At 38.4% G+C, this 18,742-nt stretch carries 21 protein-coding genes, 1 tRNA gene and 1 pseudogene; 6 read left to right on the forward strand and 17 right to left on the reverse strand.

Features of this window, described 5'->3' with window-relative positions:
* Positions 1 to 34 precede the first annotated feature (34 nt).
* Positions 35 to 328, forward strand: a complete 294-nt coding sequence (locus tag FJR09_RS21220) for a hypothetical protein (RefSeq protein ID WP_168653380.1) — start codon at positions 35 to 37, stop codon at positions 326 to 328.
* A gap of 19 nt (positions 329 to 347) precedes the next feature.
* On the opposite strand, the gene trmFO is transcribed toward FJR09_RS21220, so the two are convergent.
* Both trmFO and FJR09_RS21230 read right to left on the reverse strand, forming a co-directional pair.
* Positions 348 to 1,670: an FADH(2)-oxidizing methylenetetrahydrofolate--tRNA-(uracil(54)-C(5))-methyltransferase TrmFO gene (gene trmFO / locus FJR09_RS21225; protein WP_015080636.1), complete on the reverse strand. Its 1,323-nt coding sequence runs from the start codon at positions 1,668 to 1,670 to the stop codon at positions 348 to 350.
* Between the two features lie 42 nt (positions 1,671 to 1,712).
* Positions 1,713 to 1,898 carry a type II toxin-antitoxin system HicA family toxin gene (locus FJR09_RS21230; RefSeq protein WP_083881465.1) on the reverse strand — a complete coding sequence of 62 codons (186 nt, stop codon included), beginning with the start codon at positions 1,896 to 1,898 and terminating at the stop codon, positions 1,713 to 1,715.
* Between the two features lie 199 nt (positions 1,899 to 2,097).
* On the opposite strand from FJR09_RS21230, the pseudogene FJR09_RS21235 reads away from it, so the two are divergent.
* Positions 2,098 to 2,325: pseudogene (locus tag FJR09_RS21235) on the forward strand (ISKra4 family transposase); the annotation flags it as partial.
* Positions 2,326 to 2,664: 339 nt separating this feature from the next.
* Here FJR09_RS21235 and FJR09_RS21240 read toward each other — a convergent pair.
* Both FJR09_RS21240 and FJR09_RS21245 read right to left on the reverse strand, forming a co-directional pair.
* Positions 2,665 to 2,741: transfer RNA gene (locus tag FJR09_RS21240), tRNA-Met, on the reverse strand.
* A gap of 60 nt (positions 2,742 to 2,801) precedes the next feature.
* Positions 2,802 to 3,755 carry an asparaginase gene (locus FJR09_RS21245; RefSeq protein ID WP_015080638.1) on the reverse strand — a complete coding sequence of 318 codons (954 nt, stop codon included), beginning with the start codon at positions 3,753 to 3,755 and terminating at the stop codon, positions 2,802 to 2,804.
* Between the two features lie 100 nt (positions 3,756 to 3,855).
* On the opposite strand from FJR09_RS21245, the gene FJR09_RS21250 reads away from it, so the two are divergent.
* A complete protein-coding gene (locus tag FJR09_RS21250; RefSeq protein ID WP_254433175.1) occupies positions 3,856 to 4,017 on the forward strand; it encodes a hypothetical protein in 162 nt (53 codons plus the stop codon).
* Positions 4,018 to 4,021: 4 nt separating this feature from the next.
* Here the strand turns inward: FJR09_RS21250 and FJR09_RS21255 are convergent, their stop codons facing one another.
* From FJR09_RS21255 to FJR09_RS21275, 5 genes are all read right to left on the reverse strand, one after another.
* Positions 4,022 to 4,522 (reverse strand): CGLD27 family protein, encoded by a 501-nt coding sequence (locus tag FJR09_RS21255; protein WP_168653381.1) that lies wholly within the window; start codon positions 4,520 to 4,522, stop codon positions 4,022 to 4,024.
* A gap of 5 nt (positions 4,523 to 4,527) precedes the next feature.
* The gene (rsfS, locus tag FJR09_RS21260; protein ID WP_015080640.1) at positions 4,528 to 4,965 is read right to left on the reverse strand and encodes a ribosome silencing factor; all 438 of its coding nucleotides are present in this window, start codon (positions 4,963 to 4,965) and stop codon (positions 4,528 to 4,530) included.
* A 365-nt stretch (positions 4,966 to 5,330) separates the two neighbouring features.
* Positions 5,331 to 6,380, reverse strand: coding sequence for a sugar transferase (locus FJR09_RS21265; protein WP_168650935.1), 1,050 nt, complete (start codon positions 6,378 to 6,380; stop codon positions 5,331 to 5,333).
* Positions 6,381 to 7,457: 1,077 nt separating this feature from the next.
* Positions 7,458 to 8,099 (reverse strand): DUF3318 domain-containing protein, encoded by a 642-nt coding sequence (locus FJR09_RS21270; RefSeq protein WP_015080643.1) that lies wholly within the window; start codon positions 8,097 to 8,099, stop codon positions 7,458 to 7,460.
* 78 nt (positions 8,100 to 8,177) lie between these two features.
* Positions 8,178 to 8,735 (reverse strand): hypothetical protein, encoded by a 558-nt coding sequence (locus tag FJR09_RS21275; RefSeq protein WP_015080644.1) that lies wholly within the window; start codon positions 8,733 to 8,735, stop codon positions 8,178 to 8,180.
* Positions 8,736 to 9,000: 265 nt separating this feature from the next.
* Here FJR09_RS21275 and glpX point away from each other — a divergent pair, with 265 nt between their 5' ends.
* Positions 9,001 to 10,038, forward strand: coding sequence for a class II fructose-bisphosphatase (gene glpX / locus FJR09_RS21280; RefSeq protein ID WP_015080645.1), 1,038 nt, complete (start codon positions 9,001 to 9,003; stop codon positions 10,036 to 10,038).
* A gap of 99 nt (positions 10,039 to 10,137) precedes the next feature.
* Here glpX and FJR09_RS25565 read toward each other — a convergent pair whose 3' ends face one another.
* From FJR09_RS25565 to FJR09_RS25570, 5 genes are all read right to left on the reverse strand, one after another.
* The gene (locus FJR09_RS25565; protein ID WP_254433176.1) at positions 10,138 to 10,335 is read right to left on the reverse strand and encodes a hypothetical protein; all 198 of its coding nucleotides are present in this window, start codon (positions 10,333 to 10,335) and stop codon (positions 10,138 to 10,140) included.
* Entirely contained in the window at positions 10,280 to 10,423 is a 144-nt protein-coding gene (locus FJR09_RS21285; protein WP_254433177.1) for a hypothetical protein, read from the reverse strand. The genes FJR09_RS25565 and FJR09_RS21285 overlap by 56 nt, the downstream gene beginning before the upstream one ends.
* A gap of 32 nt (positions 10,424 to 10,455) precedes the next feature.
* Positions 10,456 to 10,599: a hypothetical protein gene (locus tag FJR09_RS21295; protein ID WP_168654175.1), complete on the reverse strand. Its 144-nt coding sequence runs from the start codon at positions 10,597 to 10,599 to the stop codon at positions 10,456 to 10,458.
* Between the two features lie 32 nt (positions 10,600 to 10,631).
* A complete protein-coding gene (locus tag FJR09_RS21305; RefSeq protein ID WP_158310537.1) occupies positions 10,632 to 10,775 on the reverse strand; it encodes a hypothetical protein in 144 nt (47 codons plus the stop codon).
* A 296-nt stretch (positions 10,776 to 11,071) separates the two neighbouring features.
* Positions 11,072 to 11,215, reverse strand: coding sequence for a hypothetical protein (locus FJR09_RS25570; protein WP_168654176.1), 144 nt, complete (start codon positions 11,213 to 11,215; stop codon positions 11,072 to 11,074).
* Between the two features lie 94 nt (positions 11,216 to 11,309).
* Here FJR09_RS25570 and FJR09_RS21325 point away from each other — a divergent pair, with 94 nt between their 5' ends.
* Both FJR09_RS21325 and FJR09_RS21330 read left to right on the forward strand, forming a co-directional pair.
* Positions 11,310 to 12,596 carry a glutamyl-tRNA reductase gene (locus FJR09_RS21325; protein WP_015080646.1) on the forward strand — a complete coding sequence of 429 codons (1,287 nt, stop codon included), beginning with the start codon at positions 11,310 to 11,312 and terminating at the stop codon, positions 12,594 to 12,596.
* Positions 12,597 to 12,738: 142 nt separating this feature from the next.
* Complete coding sequence (locus FJR09_RS21330; protein WP_168652555.1) at positions 12,739 to 14,457, forward strand: asparagine synthetase B; 1,719 nt, start codon at positions 12,739 to 12,741, stop codon at positions 14,455 to 14,457.
* Positions 14,458 to 14,462: 5 nt separating this feature from the next.
* Here the strand turns inward: FJR09_RS21330 and FJR09_RS21335 are convergent, their stop codons facing one another.
* The 3 genes from FJR09_RS21335 to FJR09_RS21345 all read right to left on the reverse strand — a co-directional run bounded on the left by FJR09_RS21335 (position 14,463) and on the right by FJR09_RS21345 (position 18,740).
* Positions 14,463 to 15,770, reverse strand: coding sequence for a hypothetical protein (locus FJR09_RS21335; RefSeq protein WP_168652554.1), 1,308 nt, complete (start codon positions 15,768 to 15,770; stop codon positions 14,463 to 14,465).
* Between the two features lie 97 nt (positions 15,771 to 15,867).
* Positions 15,868 to 17,082 carry a decarboxylase gene (locus FJR09_RS21340; RefSeq protein ID WP_168652553.1) on the reverse strand — a complete coding sequence of 405 codons (1,215 nt, stop codon included), beginning with the start codon at positions 17,080 to 17,082 and terminating at the stop codon, positions 15,868 to 15,870.
* The gene (locus FJR09_RS21345; RefSeq protein WP_168652552.1) at positions 17,046 to 18,740 is read right to left on the reverse strand and encodes an asparagine synthetase B; all 1,695 of its coding nucleotides are present in this window, start codon (positions 18,738 to 18,740) and stop codon (positions 17,046 to 17,048) included. Before FJR09_RS21345 ends, FJR09_RS21340 begins: the two co-directional genes overlap by 37 nt.
* Positions 18,741 to 18,742: the final 2 nt, after the last annotated feature.

Genomic DNA, 18,742 nt, shown 5'->3' on the forward strand with positions numbered 1-18,742 from the left:
TACTTATAATAAACTAAAAATATTAAATGTTTTTATGAAGACACGCCCAGGAATTTTATTACTTACTTTAGCCATCCCTGGTTTATTGGTAGTATTGATATCCCTTTATTATTTTGGTACTGATTATGACGCACTAATAAAAGCTGAAAATTATTTAGAAAAATTGGTAAAAGAGGAAAAGCCTAATGAAAGAACTTTGCAATTTGCATATCATCGAGCTTTAGCCCATCGAATTAATGTTTTTGCTGATGCTACTTGGGGATTATTGGGAGGTGTGATTACAGCAGTGGGAATACATGGTTTAGTGATGTTGAAGGAGAAAGATTAAAACACTTCCTCCTATTAATTTAAACGGCTGAATTTTCCATTTTCCAAGTTGCTAAATCTGCTAAAGAGCGATCGCGGTAACGTCCGTATTTTTCCGGTTTACTCTTAATTTTCACACCCAAATCTGGCACAATTCCAAAATTAGGAGCCATCGGTTGAAAATGTTTTGGTGCAGCGGATCTGATAAACTCAAATAATGCCCCCATCATGGTTGTAATAGGTAAAATTAGGGGTTCTTTTCCTAAAGCTAATCTAGCTGCATTTGTTCCCGCTAACCAACCTCCCGCAGATGCTGCGGTATAACCTTCTGTTCCTATTAATTGTCCCGCAGCCAGTAAAGTTGGACGTTCTTTAAATTGCAAACTTGCAGACATTAACTGTGGTGCATTTAAAAAAGTATTGCGGTGCATTACTCCTAATCTGACAAACTCGGCTTTTTCCAACCCAGGTATCATTTGAAATACTCTTTTTTGTTCACCCCACCGCAAATTAGTTTGAAATCCGACCATATTCCAAAGTTGACCGGCTTTATCTTCTTGTCGTAATTGAATTACCGCATAGTTACGTTCTCCATTGCGAGGATCAGATAAACCCACTGGTTTGAGAGGTCCATAACGCATGGTATCTTCACCTCTTCTGGCCATTTCTTCAATTGGTAAACAAGCTTCAAAAAATTTCGCTGTTTCTTTTTCAAAGTCTTTTAATTCCGTTTGTTCAGCTTGACAAAGTGCTGATCGAAATTGTAAATACTGCTCTTTATTCATCGGACAATTTAGATAAGCTGCCTCACCTTTATCATAACGAGAAGCCATAAATGCAATATCTTTATTGATAGAATCTCCGACAATAATTGGACTCGCAGCATCAAAAAAGTTGAGATATTCCATCCCCGTAAATCGCTGTAAATCTGCGGCTAAATCGGGACTGGTTAAAGGTCCAGAAGCTAATACAACGATACCTTGGGGAATTTCTTTAACTTCACCGCGTCGGAAATCAATTAAAGGATGATTTGCTAAGGTTTTGGTCAAATCTTCGCCAAATTGTCCTCTGTCTACCGCCAAAGCCCCACCAGCAGGGACTGCGTGTTCATCTGCTTTGGAGATGACAATAGAACCGAGTTGGCGGAGTTCTTCGTGTAAGAGACCGGCGGCGCGATCGCTCGCCATAGCCCCGAAAGAGTTGCTACAGACCAATTCAGCCAAATTTTCCGTATGATGGGCAGGGCTGAAGCGTTTAGGGCGCATCTCGTGAAGAATTACAGGCACGCCGGCTTGGGCTATTTGCCATGCTGCTTCTGTTCCTGCGAGTCCACCGCCAATTACTTGTATCGGTTCTTGTGTCATAGTGATTTGAGATAGATTTTCGATAAAATTATGATAAAACTATTATTCACATAAAGAACGAGGTAGTTGAGATTGCCGAATAATTGACATTAATGTACCCAATTTAACAGATGAGTGATTAGGTACGATAGCAGTCAGAGTAGAGTCTTCTATTGCTTTTTGCATGACAATATGACTTCCTTTTTGTCTAACTTCTGTAAAGTCATTGTTTTGTAAAATTTTATAGATTTCTTTGCTAAACCCAGAATTTTACTTTTAAGATGGAGTTTATAGTAAAATACTATTAAAAGTTAGCAGTAATAATTTTCCAAAATATAAACAATGGTAGCACAAAATGGTTGATACTTTTCGTCATTATTCAATTCTAACTAATCCTTAATAATATCCTGATTTCCTCTTCCGCCAACTATTTGAAGAAATGGTGGATTGGTTAAGTTTGCTCCGCATTTTGAAAGGTCAATCTAGTTTGGTGGCTTCTGGTATGCGTCCTAGTGCTACCTGACATCAACTAAAAATTGAACAATGTTCTCCGGTGGATAAATGTGCTAATTATCTACTCAATCATGGTGCTTTTCTCAAATACGATGATTATTTGGCTGCGGGTTTTCCCATTGCGACTGGTGTGATTGAGGGGGCTTGCCGTTACTTAATTAAGCCTATAACGGTTATCCAGTCAAAGCTCAACAAAAATGTCAGAGGTAAATAAAATTTCTCTGGCTGGAATTTTTCAAAAATATCAATTATCTGGATATCCTCAATTTTCCAAATCTGACAAAGAAAAATGCATCTATTTTGGGACACCATCAGCCAAAACCTTGCACTTTTTTGTGATAAAAATCCGCGAAACCCTTATTAATAAATGGTTTTAGCTTTATTTAGCAAGCCCTAATTAGTTGTAAATGTAGTTTTTGTATACTACTTTTTGAAGTGCGGAATGTGGGATGCAAAATAAGTCCCCGTAATCTTTAAAAATTACAGGGACTTATTTTTTATTTGGTGGCGGGAAGTGGATTTGAACCACTGACCTTCGGGTTATGAGCCCGACGAGCTACCAGGCTGCTCTATCCCGCGTCGCTTTTGTCGCTTTTCTCTCGACTCCTTTAATATAGCGCGAAGTCAAAAGTTTGTCAACTACAAAAGCGATAATTCTCCAATTACTTCCAAACGCTTGTATTTCCCCAGGTTCATAAACTTTTCAGAGAGGCTTTGGGCAATACTGGGACTAATCCAACCCATTTGTTGGAGGATGTGAATAGCTACGGCATATTTAGCGCGTGTTGAGCCATCCATGACTTTAATAGCTAATCCCATGCCTTCACCAAGTCGGCCAATGCACTGTACCCCTTCCGCTCCAGATTTACTCACCAGTTCACCAGGAGTTAAGCGCATCAATTCTGTATCAAATTCTCCAACACCCGCCACCATTGTAGGATGATGATTCATGGCGCGGACAATTCGCTCCATATCCACGCTATTGCTAGAAGCTAATACAGCATATAAAGAGGCCATTTGACTGAGTTGCATCAGATATGTGGGTGCGCCACAGTCATCATGGGCGGTAAGAAATTCTGCTGCTGGCATTCGCAGCAATTCTGCTACTTTGGTGATAATTAACTGTTGGACTGGGTGTTTACGATCCAAATAGTTAGTTAACGGCCAATGGCGTTGCTGACAAACAGCTAACATTCCGGCGTGTTTACCAGAACAGTTATATTCTAAAGCACTACTCTTACCTTGAGGAATTGGGCAGTGCAGGGCATTGATGTCAATATCTGCTCGCCACAGGATGTTAAATACCTGTCTCACCTGTTCCATACTGCCTTTGTGGGAACTGGTGATAATTGCTAAGTCTTTATCGCTCAAACCATAACGTTCTAATGTGCCTGTGCTGGTGATAGCCAGTGCTTGAAATGGTTTGAGGGCAGAACGGACAAATGCGGCGGTTTCAGCGTTACCAGCAACGGAAAGTACCCGTCCCCGGTCATCACTAACTACAGCCTGGACTATATGCCGAGATTCGATAATGCCTTCACGCAGCAACCGGACTTCTAGTGCTGCGGCTTGAGTTCGTTTTCCCATTGTCATGGGTTTATATCTATTTTGTGAATTGTCAGTGGTCAGTGGTCAGTAGGGGCGAAGCATTTGGAAGATAAATTATCGGTCATTGCCAAAAATAGTTCTCCAAATGCTTCGCCCGTACAGTTGTCAGTGGTCAGTAGGGGCGAAGCATTTGGAAGATAAATTATCGATCATTGCCAAAAATAGTTCTCCAAATGCTTCGCCCGTACAGTTGTCAGTTGTCAGTTGTCAGTGGTTGGTTGTTTTACTAATGACTAATGACCAATGACTATTTACAAGAAATGCCAAACTATAGTACCAATAAGATACGTAAGAGCCAAGGCGGCAAAGGTAATTTGCAAGCGTTGGAAGATGGGTTTGATTTCGTAGGTAACAATTAACCGATCACGACTGATGACTTCTTGGGGTTTTGTCCAAGTGTGTCCGTCGTACCAACCAGATTCTTCGTAGAATACGGTGGGACTATAAAGGCGATCGCGCACATAGAACCAACCTAAATATAACCGGACTAGTAATAGCACTATACTTACACTAGCAGCACCAGATCCACAAAGGAGAAAATTAAAAATCTGCTTTTGGGGAGAAAAACTGGCTGCTGCCACAGGTCCTGCTACTAACCAAGACCAAGCCCAGATCCAAAAAATTTTCTTGGTGAAGTTAGCCCAGCTTAAGATACTATCTCGAAATAGCCAGGCATTTTTTAATTCTTCGTACTCATTCAGTGGTTGTTGTTCTGTAGGAACTGGGCAATTCTCAAGGGAGGATCGCATCATATCGGTTAACTCCCAACATTCTCGGCGTTTGGTAGGGAAATACGTTCCGCGTGTCCCCAGAACGCTTCTAAATTATAAAACTCCCGTTCTCTTGGCATCATGATATGGACGATGACATCACCATAATCTTGTAGTACCCAAGTTCCTTCGGCTTTGCCTTCTGTTCTGATGGGTCGTCGTTGCCAGTCAATTTCAACTTGTCCTTGAATTGCGTCAGCGATCGCCCTAACTTGCACCTTGGAATAACCAGTCATCATCACAAAGTAATCCGCGAGGGAAGAAATCTCTGCCACATTGAGCAAGATAATTTCTACTGCTTTGCGGTCTAAAGCTGCCTCAGCAATAGTTAAAGCTAAATTTTTACTCGTAGCTTCTGTGTCAGTTTTAGGGCTGCTCACAGGGTTTATTGTCAATGGTAAATTTCGGGGGAAAGATTCAGTCATTCAACCTCATGTGCGTTTTTTCTGTTGCCACTACTTATTCAACTTGCTTACAAATATCTCAAAATAGCTGAACTGCAATTGTGTGAATAGGTTTTTCCTGAATAGTAACATATTCTACAGTTGATCACTTTATCAACCAAGGGAATAGGGAATGGGGAACAGACGCGAAAAATTAGCCCCCAAGCCAGGTTTTCAGCCTCACCCCTGGTAGATAGCTTAGTTTCCCTGTTCCTTTCATAAAAATAAACCCAAGCCGATTTGTAACTTGGGTAAATTGAATGTTTTAACCTGGTGAATTTAGTTTAGTAGCAAGCATTCAGTCGTCAGTCGTCAGGTATTAGCTGAATACTGACGTTTAGCAGTGGCTAAACAGCCCCACTGTTTTTATTAAACAAAATAGTGATGGTTTTGAAAATTAACTTTAAATCGTAAACTAAAGTCCAATTTTGCTGATACTGTAAATCTAACCGAATCACATCTTCAAAACTCCGAACTTTAGAGCGGCCGTTAACTTGCCATTCACCAGTCATACCAGGTTTAACGTCTAAACGTTGCCATTCGGGGACTTCGTAGCGTTCTACTTCATCAGGTGTGGGTGGTCGAGTCCCGACTAAACTCATTTCCCCTTTGAGAACGTTCCAAAATTGAGGTAGTTCATCCAAACTGGTACGGCGTAAAAAGTTACCTACTTTAGTAATTCTGGGATCATTATCATTTTTAAAGAAAGCGCCTTCGACTTGATTTTTGATTTGGGATTTTCTAGCTTCTGCATCTACACACATAGACCGAAATTTCCAAATTGCAAACCGCTTACCCATCCAACCACAACGAGTTTGCCTAAAGAAAATTGGACCAGGATCGTCAATTTGAATGGCGATTACTATGGGAATAAACAAAATAAATGTAATTACTAAACCAACTAATGATCCCACAATATCAATCAGCCGTTTCATCCAAGATGCCACGGAATTATGAGTTTGAGGAAGTGGATCTACTTTGCGAGAAGTATTTTTTCCTGAGTTTGTAAAGTTATCTGTGGCTATTAGTGTGAGGTTGTGAAGAGACTCAATGGGAAACACCTGATCTAGCCCTGTCAGATTTAAAACTGCCATGACTTGGGGTGTAACATGACGCAGTGTTACTTTGATTCCCTTTTCTTGAGAATTTTTAAAGTTGCTGACTAGAGAACCTAAACCACTACTATCCATAAAAGTAGTATTTTGGAAATCAATAATAATTTGCCCTGGTGGTAAATCCGCTGCAATTAAGTTTTGGCAAGTTTGCTTAAAACTGACGGCCTCAAGCACAGTTAACCTCACTGGAACTTGCAAGATTACTGCGCTTTCTAAGTAAGTAACTGGAAAGTCTACTGGTGTGGTTTGACTACTCATAAAACTCTGGACTTTAATTGCCATATATAATCTAATTTGTTAACCGTAATTTTCTTCTGGAAAAACAATTAACCTGATTTTTAATCTGGATGATGAAGCACAAGCTGGGAGATTTTTAAAGATTAGAGAAAATATTCCCAATCCAGCTTCACAATAGCAGCAATTGTCAAAATTTTTGCTGTTGTAAATAGGTGAATCAACTTGTTATTTCTCATGATCATCTGATTACTAAAAATAAAGTTAATGTTACTGATACCTGATTTAAGTCTTTTTATGCAATTCAAGGGGAATATCTCAACGTCGGGATACGTCAGATTTTTATTTGTTTTGCTTTTTGTGATTTGCATTGTTACTTTTGTGACAGTTTTAACAATTACAATGCCCTTTTTAACTGCCAAATTGACTGTTTTCCTGAATTACGGGACTTTGCAGCTCATGCAAATTCTGGGCGATTATCTATAGGACTAGAATGGGTTGCCAGAAAAAACTTACCTTTGTCAACAATAGCATTAGCTTAACTCAAGGATATCCTCTGCTTCATGCACAATTTTTAGCAAAATTTCAGCCAGCAATAATATCACTAATTAACCTGCTAATTTATTGATAACCTGACGGATATTGGCCAAAACAGTTGGAAATAACTATCTCCTACTTAGACTCAGTAGGTCTAAATTTAAAATTTCTCAATGTGAGCAATAAAACTCATTATGAAGAAGATAAAAAATTCCTTTAACCAGCCTCTAACACTAAGTTAGAGCTATTTAAAAAAATAATTGTCTTCCAAAGTACAGTTGTTAAAAAGTTAAAATCGGCGGTTGATTAGTTGCAGATGTAAGTAAGGAGATTTCGCTATTTTTGCGACCTGTGACTTCCTAAACTTATAAAATATTCAACAAAGACGCGAATTTAAAAAGTTTTTATGAGCAAAATAAGAAGGTTTGATAAAGTTTTAATATTTTGTTAAATAGATGAATTTCTCGGAAATTTTTCTGAATATAAAAGTCTAATAGATAGATATTACTGATGTTCAAGGCTTTTAGTCCTGACTCTGACTGTATCTTTGTGGGTTGGGTGTGTCCCACCCCACTAATTGTCAAAATTTCACAATCCAGAGTCCTCATTCCGGGATTTAGCTTTGGCTTTGTTGGCGCTGCGTTTAAGAGCAGAAAGTCTCGCTTCATATCGAGAACGCTGATTTTTGCTAGGAGTGTTTTCCACTAAGGTTTTTAAGGCACTACCAAGACTTTTATAGGCGTTGGGTAAACTATAACCAAAGCGGGTTGCCAGAGCGATCGCTTTTTCGTCAGCATCTAGCAATTCTTTAACTTGTTTACCACCATTATTTTTTTGATATAATCGCCAACCAGAAACGCCACAGAGCGCCATAGCTAATACTAGCAATAATCCATCTTGTACCCATAATTCACCAACAGCACCACCTAAACCAATGGCTAGTGCGGCCATTTCCCAACCATCTTTGGGAATAGTGTCGTTTTGCACGCGAGCAACTTCGTGCCAAAACAGCAAATTCCGCTGGTCCATTGCCAGAGCATCCCATTTTACCAAGTCAATTTGAATTTCCACTTGGTCTTTGCCAATTTCTTCGCAACGAATCAGGGATGGATTAACCTCTGTTGTGCCTTCAACTGTTACCCAACTTTGTAATTCTGGGGGTAATAAGCTTTTTAACCGCCGGAGTTCACTCATTTCTGCTTTAGCAGAGGAGGTTGCATAGGATGTCATAAAAATCCAGCCTTACAAGATTTCAGTATATAATCAGGTTATCACTTTGCAGTTTAGTGATTTCAGTAGTGATCCGCTTTATTCATCAGACAAACTACCCCGCTTTTTCCGCGCTTCCATGGCTTTTTCCAGGAGTTCTAATAATCCAGGAGCTTGTTCTTGAATACTCAATAATAATCTTTCTCCTAAGTCCAGATTTCCCGGATCTTCTCCTGTTTCCATCACCTCTTGCAACCGCGGCAGGGCAACGGTATCCACGATTTGGATTAATCCGCTCAGACAACGGTTAAATTGTCTTTCGGTGAGCAGGGAGTCTTCCAGGGGAAATTCGATGATAGCGCGGATTTCACCATCGGATGGATCATATTCCCATTGCAGCATTTTAGTTTCCCAGGAAATAGCCAGCATCGTCTGGAGGATAGCGTCTTTGTAGGGATGGTCTTTTACTTCTGCCAAAACTTGGGGTGCAAATAGCCGAAAAAATTTTCCTTCCTCGTCCAGTTGGACAACTATCAGAAAATCTTCGATGTTTTCCGCTTCCACACCTGTAATAATCCGGTCTTCTTCTTCATCAAAACGGTAGTCCCAACCAAGATTATCTAGATACTTGGCTATTTGTTTGAGATTTGCTGCCATAAAAGCCTCGTAAGGAACAGTGGAGAGGCTGTCACCATAACTATTCTAACTTGCTAGGCGCATTTACTCAATTACTGTCAGCAATTTCTACTTTAACTTAACTAATATGAATGTACTGTAAAAACTCGCAATACTGCCTTAGTCGCAAAACTTAACATAGTTGCTAGTCAAGACTTTTTTCCATAAGTATCCTTGTTTTGGTAAACTTGAAAACTGAAATAGCTAATTAAACGACGCTAAGACAAGTAATTTAGAGGGGATACTCGTGGAAAATACTCTTGGGTTAGAGATTATAGAAGTAGTTGAGCAAGCAGCGATCGCTTCTTCTAAGTGGATGGGTAAGGGCGAAAAGAACATTGCTGACCAAGTAGCAGTGGAAGCGATGCGCGAACGGATGAACAAAATCCATATGCGTGGTCGCATCGTCATCGGTGAAGGCGAACGGGACGAAGCTCCTATGCTTTACATTGGAGAAGAAGTTGGTATCTGTACTCAACCAAATGCTGCCAGTGTCTGTAATCTTGAAGAACTTGTAGAAATTGACATTGCTGTTGACCCTTGCGAAGGTACTAACCTAGTTGCTTATGGTCAAAATGGCTCAATGGCAGTTTTGGCAATTTCTGAAAAGGGCGGTTTATTTGCTGCTCCTGACTTCTACATGAAGAAACTCGCAGCACCAGCAGCCGCTAGAGGTCATGTTGATATCAACAAATCCGCTACAGAAAACCTAAAAATCCTTTCTGAGTGCTTAAACCGTTCTGTTGAGGAATTAGTAGTAGTAGTGATGGATCGTCCCCGTCACAAAGACCTCATTCAAGAAATTCGCACCGCTGGATCTAGAGTAAGACTAATCAGCGATGGTGACGTTTCTGCTGCTATCTGTTGCGCTTTCTCTGGTACTAATATCCATGCTTTAATGGGTATCGGTGCTGCTCCCGAAGGTGTAATTTCTGCTGCTGCTTTACGCTGCTTGGGTGGACACTTCCAAGGACAATTAATCTATGATCCAGAAGTTGTCCAAACTGGCTTAATTGGTGAAAGCAGAGAAGGTAATCTAGCCCGTTTAAATGAAATGGGTATTACTGACGGAGACAGAGTTTATAACGCTAATGAATTAGCTTCTGGTGAAACAGTGCTATTTGCTGGTTGCGGTATTACTCCTGGAACTTTGATGGATGGTGTGCGCTTCTTCCACGGTGGTGCTAGAACCCAAAGCTTGGTTATTTCTAGTCAATCCAAAACCGCTCGGTTTGTGGATACAGTTCACTTGTGGGACGAACCTAAGAATATCCAACTGCGGTAGTAATTAGTCGGTAGTAATTAGTCGGTAGTCAGTGGTCAGTGGACAGTAGTCCATTGTTATTAGTAGTCTGTCAAAGTAAATTTGACAGGTTGTGAACATCTAAAAACTTTGTATTTTATAGTTTTTAGTCAATTTATATCCGTCAATCAGTTTTTGATAGTCTACTAACAACTGACAACTGACACCTGACAACTGTACGGGCGAAGCATTTGGAGAACTATTTTTGGCAATGAGCGATAATTTATCTTCCAAATGCTTCGCCCCTACTGACAACTGACAACTGTACGGGCGAAGCATTTGGAGAACTATTTTTGGCAATGAGCGATAATTTATCTTCCCAATGCTTCGCCCCTACTAACACCTGACAACTGTACGGGCGAAGCATTTGGAGAACTATTTTTGGCAATGAGCGATAATTTATCTTCCCAATGCTTCGCCCCTACTAACACCTGACAACTGTACGGGCGAAGCATTTAGAGAACTATTTTTGGCAATGAGCGATAATTTATCTTCCCAATGCTTCGCCCCTACTAACAACTGACAACTGTACGGGCGAAGCATTTGGAGAACTATTTTCGGCAATGAGCCATAATTTATCTTCCCAATGCTTCGCCCCTACTGACAACTGACAACTGTACGGGCGAAGCATTTGGAGAACTATTTTCGGCAATGAGCGATAATTTATCTTCCCAATGCTTCGCCCCTACTGACAACTGACAACTGTACGGGCGAAGCATTTGGAGAACTATTTTCGGCAATGAGCGATAATTTATCTTCCCAATGCTTCGCCCCTACTGACAACTGACAACTGTACGGGCGAAGCATTTGGAGAACTATTTTTGGCAATGACCGATAATTTATCTTCCCAATGCTTCGCCCCTACTGACAACTGACAACTGTACGGGCGAAGCATTTGGAGAACTATTTTCGGCAATGAGCGATAATTTATCTTCCCAATGCTTCGCCCCTACTGACAACTGACAACTGTACGGGCGAAGCATTTGGAGAACTATTTTCGGCAATGAGCGATAATTTATCTTCCCAATGCTTCGCCCCTACTAACAACTGACAACTGTACGGGCGAAGCATTTGGAGAACTATTTTCGGCAATGAGCGATAATTTATCTTCCCAATGCTTCGCCCCTACTAACAACTGACAACTGTACGGGCGAAGCATTTGGAGAACTATTTTCGGCAATGAGCGATAATTTATCTTCCCAATGCTTCGCCCCTACTGACACCTGACACCAAACCAATTACCTATTTAAAAAATGAATATTGCCGTGGTGGGGTTAAGCCATAAAACAGCCCCTGTAGAAGTTAGAGAAAAATTAAGTATTCCTGAACCTCAAATTGAAAGTGCGATCGCTCAACTTCTGAGTTATCCTCATGTTGATGAAGTTGCTATTCTCAGCACTTGTAACCGCTTAGAAATTTATATTGTTAGTAACGAGACTACCCAAGGAATTCACGAAGTTACCCAGTTCCTTTCTGAACATAGCAAATTGCCGATTATGTCTTTAAGACATCATTTGTTTATGTTGCTGCATACTGATGCTATCACCCATATTTTACGGGTTGCGGGTGGGTTGGATAGTCTGGTTTTGGGTGAAGGTCAAATTCTCGCTCAAGTTAAGAATACCCATAAACTCGGACAACAATTTAATGGCATCAAAACCATTTTAAATCGCTTATTTAAACAAGCTTTAACGGCGGGTAAACGGGTTCGCACCGAAACCAGTATTGGGACTGGTGCGGTTTCTATCAGTTCGGCCGCTGTGGAATTGGCACAGATGAAAGTAGAAAATTTATCTCCTTATCGGGTGTCTATTCTCGGTGCTGGGAAAATGTCCCGGTTACTTGTACAACACCTGATTTCTAAAGGTGCAACTCAAATTAGTATTGTTAATCGTTCCCGCACAAGGGCTGAAGAATTGGCGAAGTTGTTCCCAGAACAACCGATCCAAATCCATTTGCTGCCAGAAATGATGTCAGTTATTGCCGCTAGTGATATAGTTTTTACTAGCACTTCTTCCACTGAACCGATTTTAGATCGGGCGAAGTTGGAAACGGTGTTAGAACCCAATCAACAATTGATGATATTTGATATTTCTGTACCCCGAAATGTGGATGCAGATGTCAATGATTTGGCCAATGTCAAGGCTTTTAATGTTGATGATTTGAAGGCGGTTGTCGCCCAAAATTATGAAAGTCGCCGGCAAATGGCGCAGGAAGCTGAGAAGATTTTAGATGAGGAAGTTGAAGCTTTTGATATTTGGTGGCGGAGTTTAGAAACTGTATCTACAATTAGTTCTCTACGGAATAAAATCGAAACTATCCGCGAACAAGAATTAGAAAAGGCTTTATCTCGTTTGGGTTCGGAATTTGGCGAAAAGCATCAAGAGGTAATTGAGGCTTTGACAAGGGGAATAGTGAATAAGATTCTCCATGATCCGATGGTGCAATTACGCGCCCAGCAAGATGTGGAAGCTAGAAGACGATGTATGCAAACTCTGCAAATGCTATTTAATTTGGACGCTGAGGAACAGTTTAGCTGAAATTATCAAGAAACAGGGGTTTTTCCTGGTTCATATCCCCGACTTCTTTGAGATTGCTGCAAATTTCGCTGCTTAGATTTTAACGGGTAATTGGTAGTTGCTAATATTTTTACTTATTACCCCTTATCCAATACCCAAACTAATGCTATTTAATTTTTTTAAAAGTTCTCAGTCTGCCATTACAAATATTGAATTTAAGTCTAGTTGGTGTGTAGCTTACGGAAAATTAGATAATTTAAAAGAAGATGTAATTTGGCAAGATCAGCAATTTGCAGTTATTTCCACAGCAGATAAATTTGCCATAAGTCATAGCAAAAGATTTATAGTAGTTGGAGATATTTGGTTAAGTAATCGAGAAGAATTACTGCAAAAATTAGGAATTAAGATTAATCATAATTGCAGTAATCAACAAATAGTTGCACAACTTTGGGAAAAATATAATTCTGAATGTTTAAAGCTATTATTGGGAATGTTTGGGTTAGTAGTTTGGGATTGTGAAAAACAGGAATTATATTTAATTAGAGATGCCATTGGTGGTCGCACCTTATATTATACTACCACAGGTTTAACTTGTTGGATAGCCCCAAAATTAAGAACTTTAACACCTTATCGTTCTGATAATTTAGATTTAGTTGCATTACGAGATTATCTTTGTTGTGCATTTGTTCCGGGAGAAAGGACACTTTGGCAAGATATCAAGGAAATTCGTCCTGGTACTTTTCTGCAAATGCCATCACAACAAGTTTATCATTATTGGCAATTAAAAGAACAAATTATAGACAAAAATCAACCTTTAGCATGGTATGGTGAAAAATTGCGTTTTTTACTTGAACAAGTTGTTAAAGAATATTTACCCGAAAATCAACCGGTTGGTATTTTCCTATCTGGTGGTTTAGATTCTAGCAGCATTACCGCACTAGCAGCAAAATTACATTCTGCACCAATTCACACCTATTCTATTCATTTTGGGACCGAAACTGCGAACGAATTAGAGTTTTCTAATTTAGTTGCAGAACATTGTCAAACTCAACATCACATCTTAGAAATTACCTTTCGGGATATGTGGGAACGTTTACCAGAAACAATGGCTTATTTAGATGATCCTATTGGAGATCCTTTAACAGTTCCCAATTTATTAATAGGCAGAATCGCGCGGGAAAATGTGCAAATTACCCTCAATGGAGAAGGTGGAGATCCTTGTTTTGGTGGACCGAAAAATCAACCTATGTTAATTAATAGTTTATATGGTGCTATTAATAACCAGGATTCATTACAAGCATTTTTAATTTCTTTTCAAAAGTGTACTTTAGATTTACCGCAACTTTTAAAAGCGGAAATTTGGCAAAGTTTAAAAAATGGATCTTCAGTATTTTATGATGATTTAAATGCCGATGTCAATTATTTGAATAGATTAATGGCATTGAATATTAAATTTAAAGGTGCAGATCAGATTTTGACAAAAGTGAGTAATTTAACTCAAGCAGCAGATTTACAGGGTTTATCACCATTATTTGATCAGCGTGTAGTTGAATTAAGTATGCAAATTCCTCCAGAATATAAACTTTCGGGAGTTGAAGAAAAAGCAGTTTTGAAAAAAGCAGTTAGTGATATTTTACCAGATACTATTATTCATCGTCCTAAAAGTGGGATGATGGTTCCTGTACAATTGGGATTTAGAAAATATTGGCCAAGAAAAGCGCGGAAATTGTTGTTAAATAGAAATAGTCAGATATCAGCTTATATTAATCAGGATATATTGCGTGAATGGTTAGATTTTAAAGGGGATGTTTGGGGAAGATATGGTGTTAAACTGTGGTTATTGGTGAGTTTGGAAATTTGGTTACAGGTGAATAAAAAGTGAATAAATCAACCAAAACTTTCCACCATATAAATATCATTTCCTGAATTAATACCTGAATCACCAATTAAAATTATACTACTATCATCACTTTCTAAATTCAAGCTTCCAGAAATACCATGTCTGAGAACTTGAATTAATTTTTGTGGGGTAAAAGATTCTAATTCGACAAAATTACCAGTATCTAACCAAGCTAGTTCTTCAGCAGTTAAAGTCAGACGAATATCTACAGATAATTTTTTAGCTTCGTCTTTTAACTGTGAAGAAAACCGAGTAAACATTTTTCCCTGACTCGCAATAATTTGACGGGGTAAAAGTCCCAGGTCAATAATTGCCACATTGCTATTTAAAAACCACTTTTCACTGGTGCGGAGATGATGAACTAAACTGACACCTTTGGAACTACAATCATGAATAGCATAAACCTTTAAATCAGGGTTACGTCGTAACATTTCCATTGTAGTATTGAAAATGCTTTGAGGATAACCGGTAATACTGAGAATTGCACAATTATTTTCAAAGTGGAAATTATTAGCAATTAATAATTGTGCAATATTAGCACTATCACAAACTACTAATCTATCAAAACTATAAGCAGTGACATCAGGATTTATTGTCGCTGGTGTAATTTCTTGTCGTGGAGAAGGGAGAATTTTTTCAGGGACATTATTAATTTGTTCCCAACGATTTAACCATTCTTGTAATTGAGTTGGGGAAATTAAAAATTCTTGTTTTAATTGATCAACTTTTCCTAACTGTTCAGTTCCCCAAAATATGGAAAATATTCCGATAACGATGATAATTACAAATATAATAAATGACTGAACAACAAACATACTTGCAAATATTCCAATAACTAAAATTAAACCTCCTATGATTTGCAAGAATCTAGCACTTGATTTTCGACTAGCATTGTTTAATTTAGGAGAATTCGTTTGATTAAACAAATAAATAGCTACACAAATTTGATAAACTAAATTTCCCATTAACCATAACCTAGATCCGAATATCATGTTAGAGAAAAAGACTGTACACCAAATATTAAGGAATAGATATGAACCAACAAATCCTAATGATTGAAATGATTTTTTTCTGAGACGACTATCTAAAAAGTAAAGCAGTTGTTTTGGTGTAAAAAATAAAGTGTTATTAGCAGAAATATCATTAATAACTTTAGTAAACATAGGATCTGTAATTTTTACAGTTCCCATGGTTGTGGGTTCAAAAACAAAAGGATGATTGCATTTTAAACATCTTCCTTGATTTGCTGTTCTGTCTTTTAATTTATTATCAGTTCCGCAGTTAATACATTTCATGGTTTTGTTGGTTTTGATTTGGTTAAAAATTGTGGTCTTAGATACTCGACTTCTGTTCTTATTTTGGGAATTAATTAATAATTAAAGAAGTCGAATTTTAGATGATTTGATTATTAAGTAAAATGCTGTAATCTTCCCGTTTACGAATTAAATGATGTCTACCATTTTCTAATAATACTTCCGCAGGTTTAGGACGATGTAAAAAATGTGAAGACATAGCATAACCGTAAGCACCAACATCTAAAATAGCAATAATATCGTCAATTTCTAAAGCGGGAAGTTGACAATTTTTGCCTAAATAATCTCGTGAATATGTGGTATTTCCACAAACGTCAGTTAGATATTTTTGAGAAGTTGAATTTTTCAAAGTTATAATTTCTCGATAACCTCCATGTACAGAAATAACAGCAATATTAGCAATAGTAGAATCTACACCGATAATTTGTTTTTCTCCTTGCCATTTTACCGAAACAACTTTAACTAATAAAGTACCACAACCCGCTATAGCAGAGCGTCCTGGCTCAATCATTAAATTAATATTTTTGACAATTTCACTAATTTTATTAGTTAATTGATGTCCAAATAATTGCCAATCAAAAGCCAAATGATCATGATGATATGGATAACCAAAACCACCACCAAAATCTAAATATTGCCAATCTGGTAACTTTTTTGCAGTTGCTAAAATCGCATCAATTACATCAATAAAGGCTGTTGTTGCATTAGTTCCTGTACCGCGATAAAAATGTAAACCAGTCACCTTTAAACCCGCAGCCGAAGCAATAGAAACAGCCTCATCAAAATCAGCCGAACTAACACCAATACGACTATCCTCCGAAACATTCAACCGCAAACCAATATTTAACTTTGCGTCTTTGCTTCTCTGCGTCTTTGCGCGAAATAAAAAAACCTCACAACACAAACGCAACTGAGAAATACTATCTAAATTGAGAGTTGTTACACCCCAACCAAGAACCTGTTCCATTTCCTCCCAATTCAAATTACTACCGCTATATACGATATCACCAGCATAAAAACCCGCATTTAAACCCAAATAAATATCACCTGGAGTATTAGCATGAAGTCCCCAACCGGCGTTTTTAAATATTTTTAGTAATGCAATATTACTATTTGTTACACTAGCAAAATGAAACTGAGTATGGGGATAACTAATAGCTTTGGTAATATATGAAATAGTTTGGCGTAAAATATCGCCGTTGTAGACGTATAAAGGAGAACCGTAAACTTGCAATAACTCCTGTGCAAGTTCTAATTCTAAATTTGGGATTGCTGTAACTTTTTCCATAACCATCGAGGTAAAATAAATGGATGAGATAAAGACTTTTTGCCTAATTTAGAACCAAAAACATGATAATGCCAAAGTTGCCACATTATCAATAACCACAGACTTTCACCAATTCGTCGTCCTTGAATTTGTCCTCCTAGTTCACCTGTAACAATTTGTGACGCAATATCAGGAAAAAAACAGCCATCCGATTTTAGTATACCAGGATTTAACCAATTACCAAGATCATGCCAATAATCATTTAAACACCAAGAGGTTAAGGGAACACCCATACCGCGTTTTTGTCGCCAAACTATTTCTGAAGGTAGCCAATTTTCTGCTGCTCGTTTGAGGATATACTTCTCACAAGCACCGTTTAGACAGAGTTCCCCAGATAGCTGAAAAGTCCATTCTGCTAAAAGTAAATCACAAAAGGGCGATCGCACACCTAACCCATGAGCAAAACCCAACGCAGTCGCACGGGGATGAATATTTTGCGCTCCTTTTAACATCAAACTGGCACGACGGAGACGATGTAACAACGAAGGACAAAAACTAGCATCAAGAGCATTTAACAACCATTCCTGAGCATTTAAACCTTGAATCTGAGCATATATCTCCGGCTGATAAATCCTTGATTCATAACCCCAAAGACGGTGAAAAGTCCGCAGATATTGGTGAATAAAACTTTCTTCTTTATCAGGATGTTCAGATTGATAAATACCCGCAGCAATTAAAGGTTTATTAGTCCAACCAGCAAATAATTGATCACCACCTTCACCATTAAAAATCACTTGAGTTTCTTGACTAGCAACTTGATTGAGGAGATATAAAGGAACAGTCACACCGTCACCAAAAGGTAAATCTAAAGCTTTGATAGTAGGAATTAGAGCCTGTTTAATCTTACCAGGACTAGCATCAACTTTAACTAAAGGAATATTCAGAAACTTTGCAACTTGTTCCGCATAGGGATATTCAGAAATTCCCACCTTACCAAAATCCAAAGAGTAAGCACGAACTTTTATCCCAGCTTCTACCAACAAAGCCGCAACAATAGAAGAATCCAAACCCCCAGACAGAAAAACCCCCACAGGTTCATCTTTTAAATTAGAAATTTGTGTTTGAATAGAATTTTTCAGTAAAACTTGTAATTGAGAAACTGCTGTATTTTCATCTTGAATTTGTGACTTTGATTCACACCATTGATAAATACTATGAACTTGAGGATTATCAACATCTTTCCAAATAATCTCAGTTCCCGCAGCTACAGAAAACACCTCATTAACAGGAGTCAGAGGATTAGGAACATAAGAAAAACAACTATAACCATATAAACCAGAAATATTAACTTCCGGTTTTTCTATAACTTCTAAAAGTAATTGTAATTGAGAAGCAAACCAAAGCACCCCACCTTGTCGAGTCCAAAATAAAGAAACTCGTCCAAAAGCTTCCCTACCCAAAATTAACCTATCTTCCTCTACCCTTACCCAAACATCAAAAGCATCAGAAAATCCCCCAGCAGAAATACCCGCAATCATATTTTGCGGTAACACAGGTACAGACTCACAACCAACATAAATAACATCCCAAAAAAAATTTCCTTCCTCCTTTGCGCCTTTGCGCCTTTGCGTGAGAAACTCTTTTCTCCTATCACCCCAATAACCAATAAAATGAAAAGGAAACATAA

It is taken from the genome of Dolichospermum sp. UHCC 0406, from assembly GCF_009712025.1.
Taxonomy (GTDB): Bacteria; Cyanobacteriota; Cyanobacteriia; order Cyanobacteriales; family Nostocaceae; genus Dolichospermum; species Dolichospermum lemmermannii.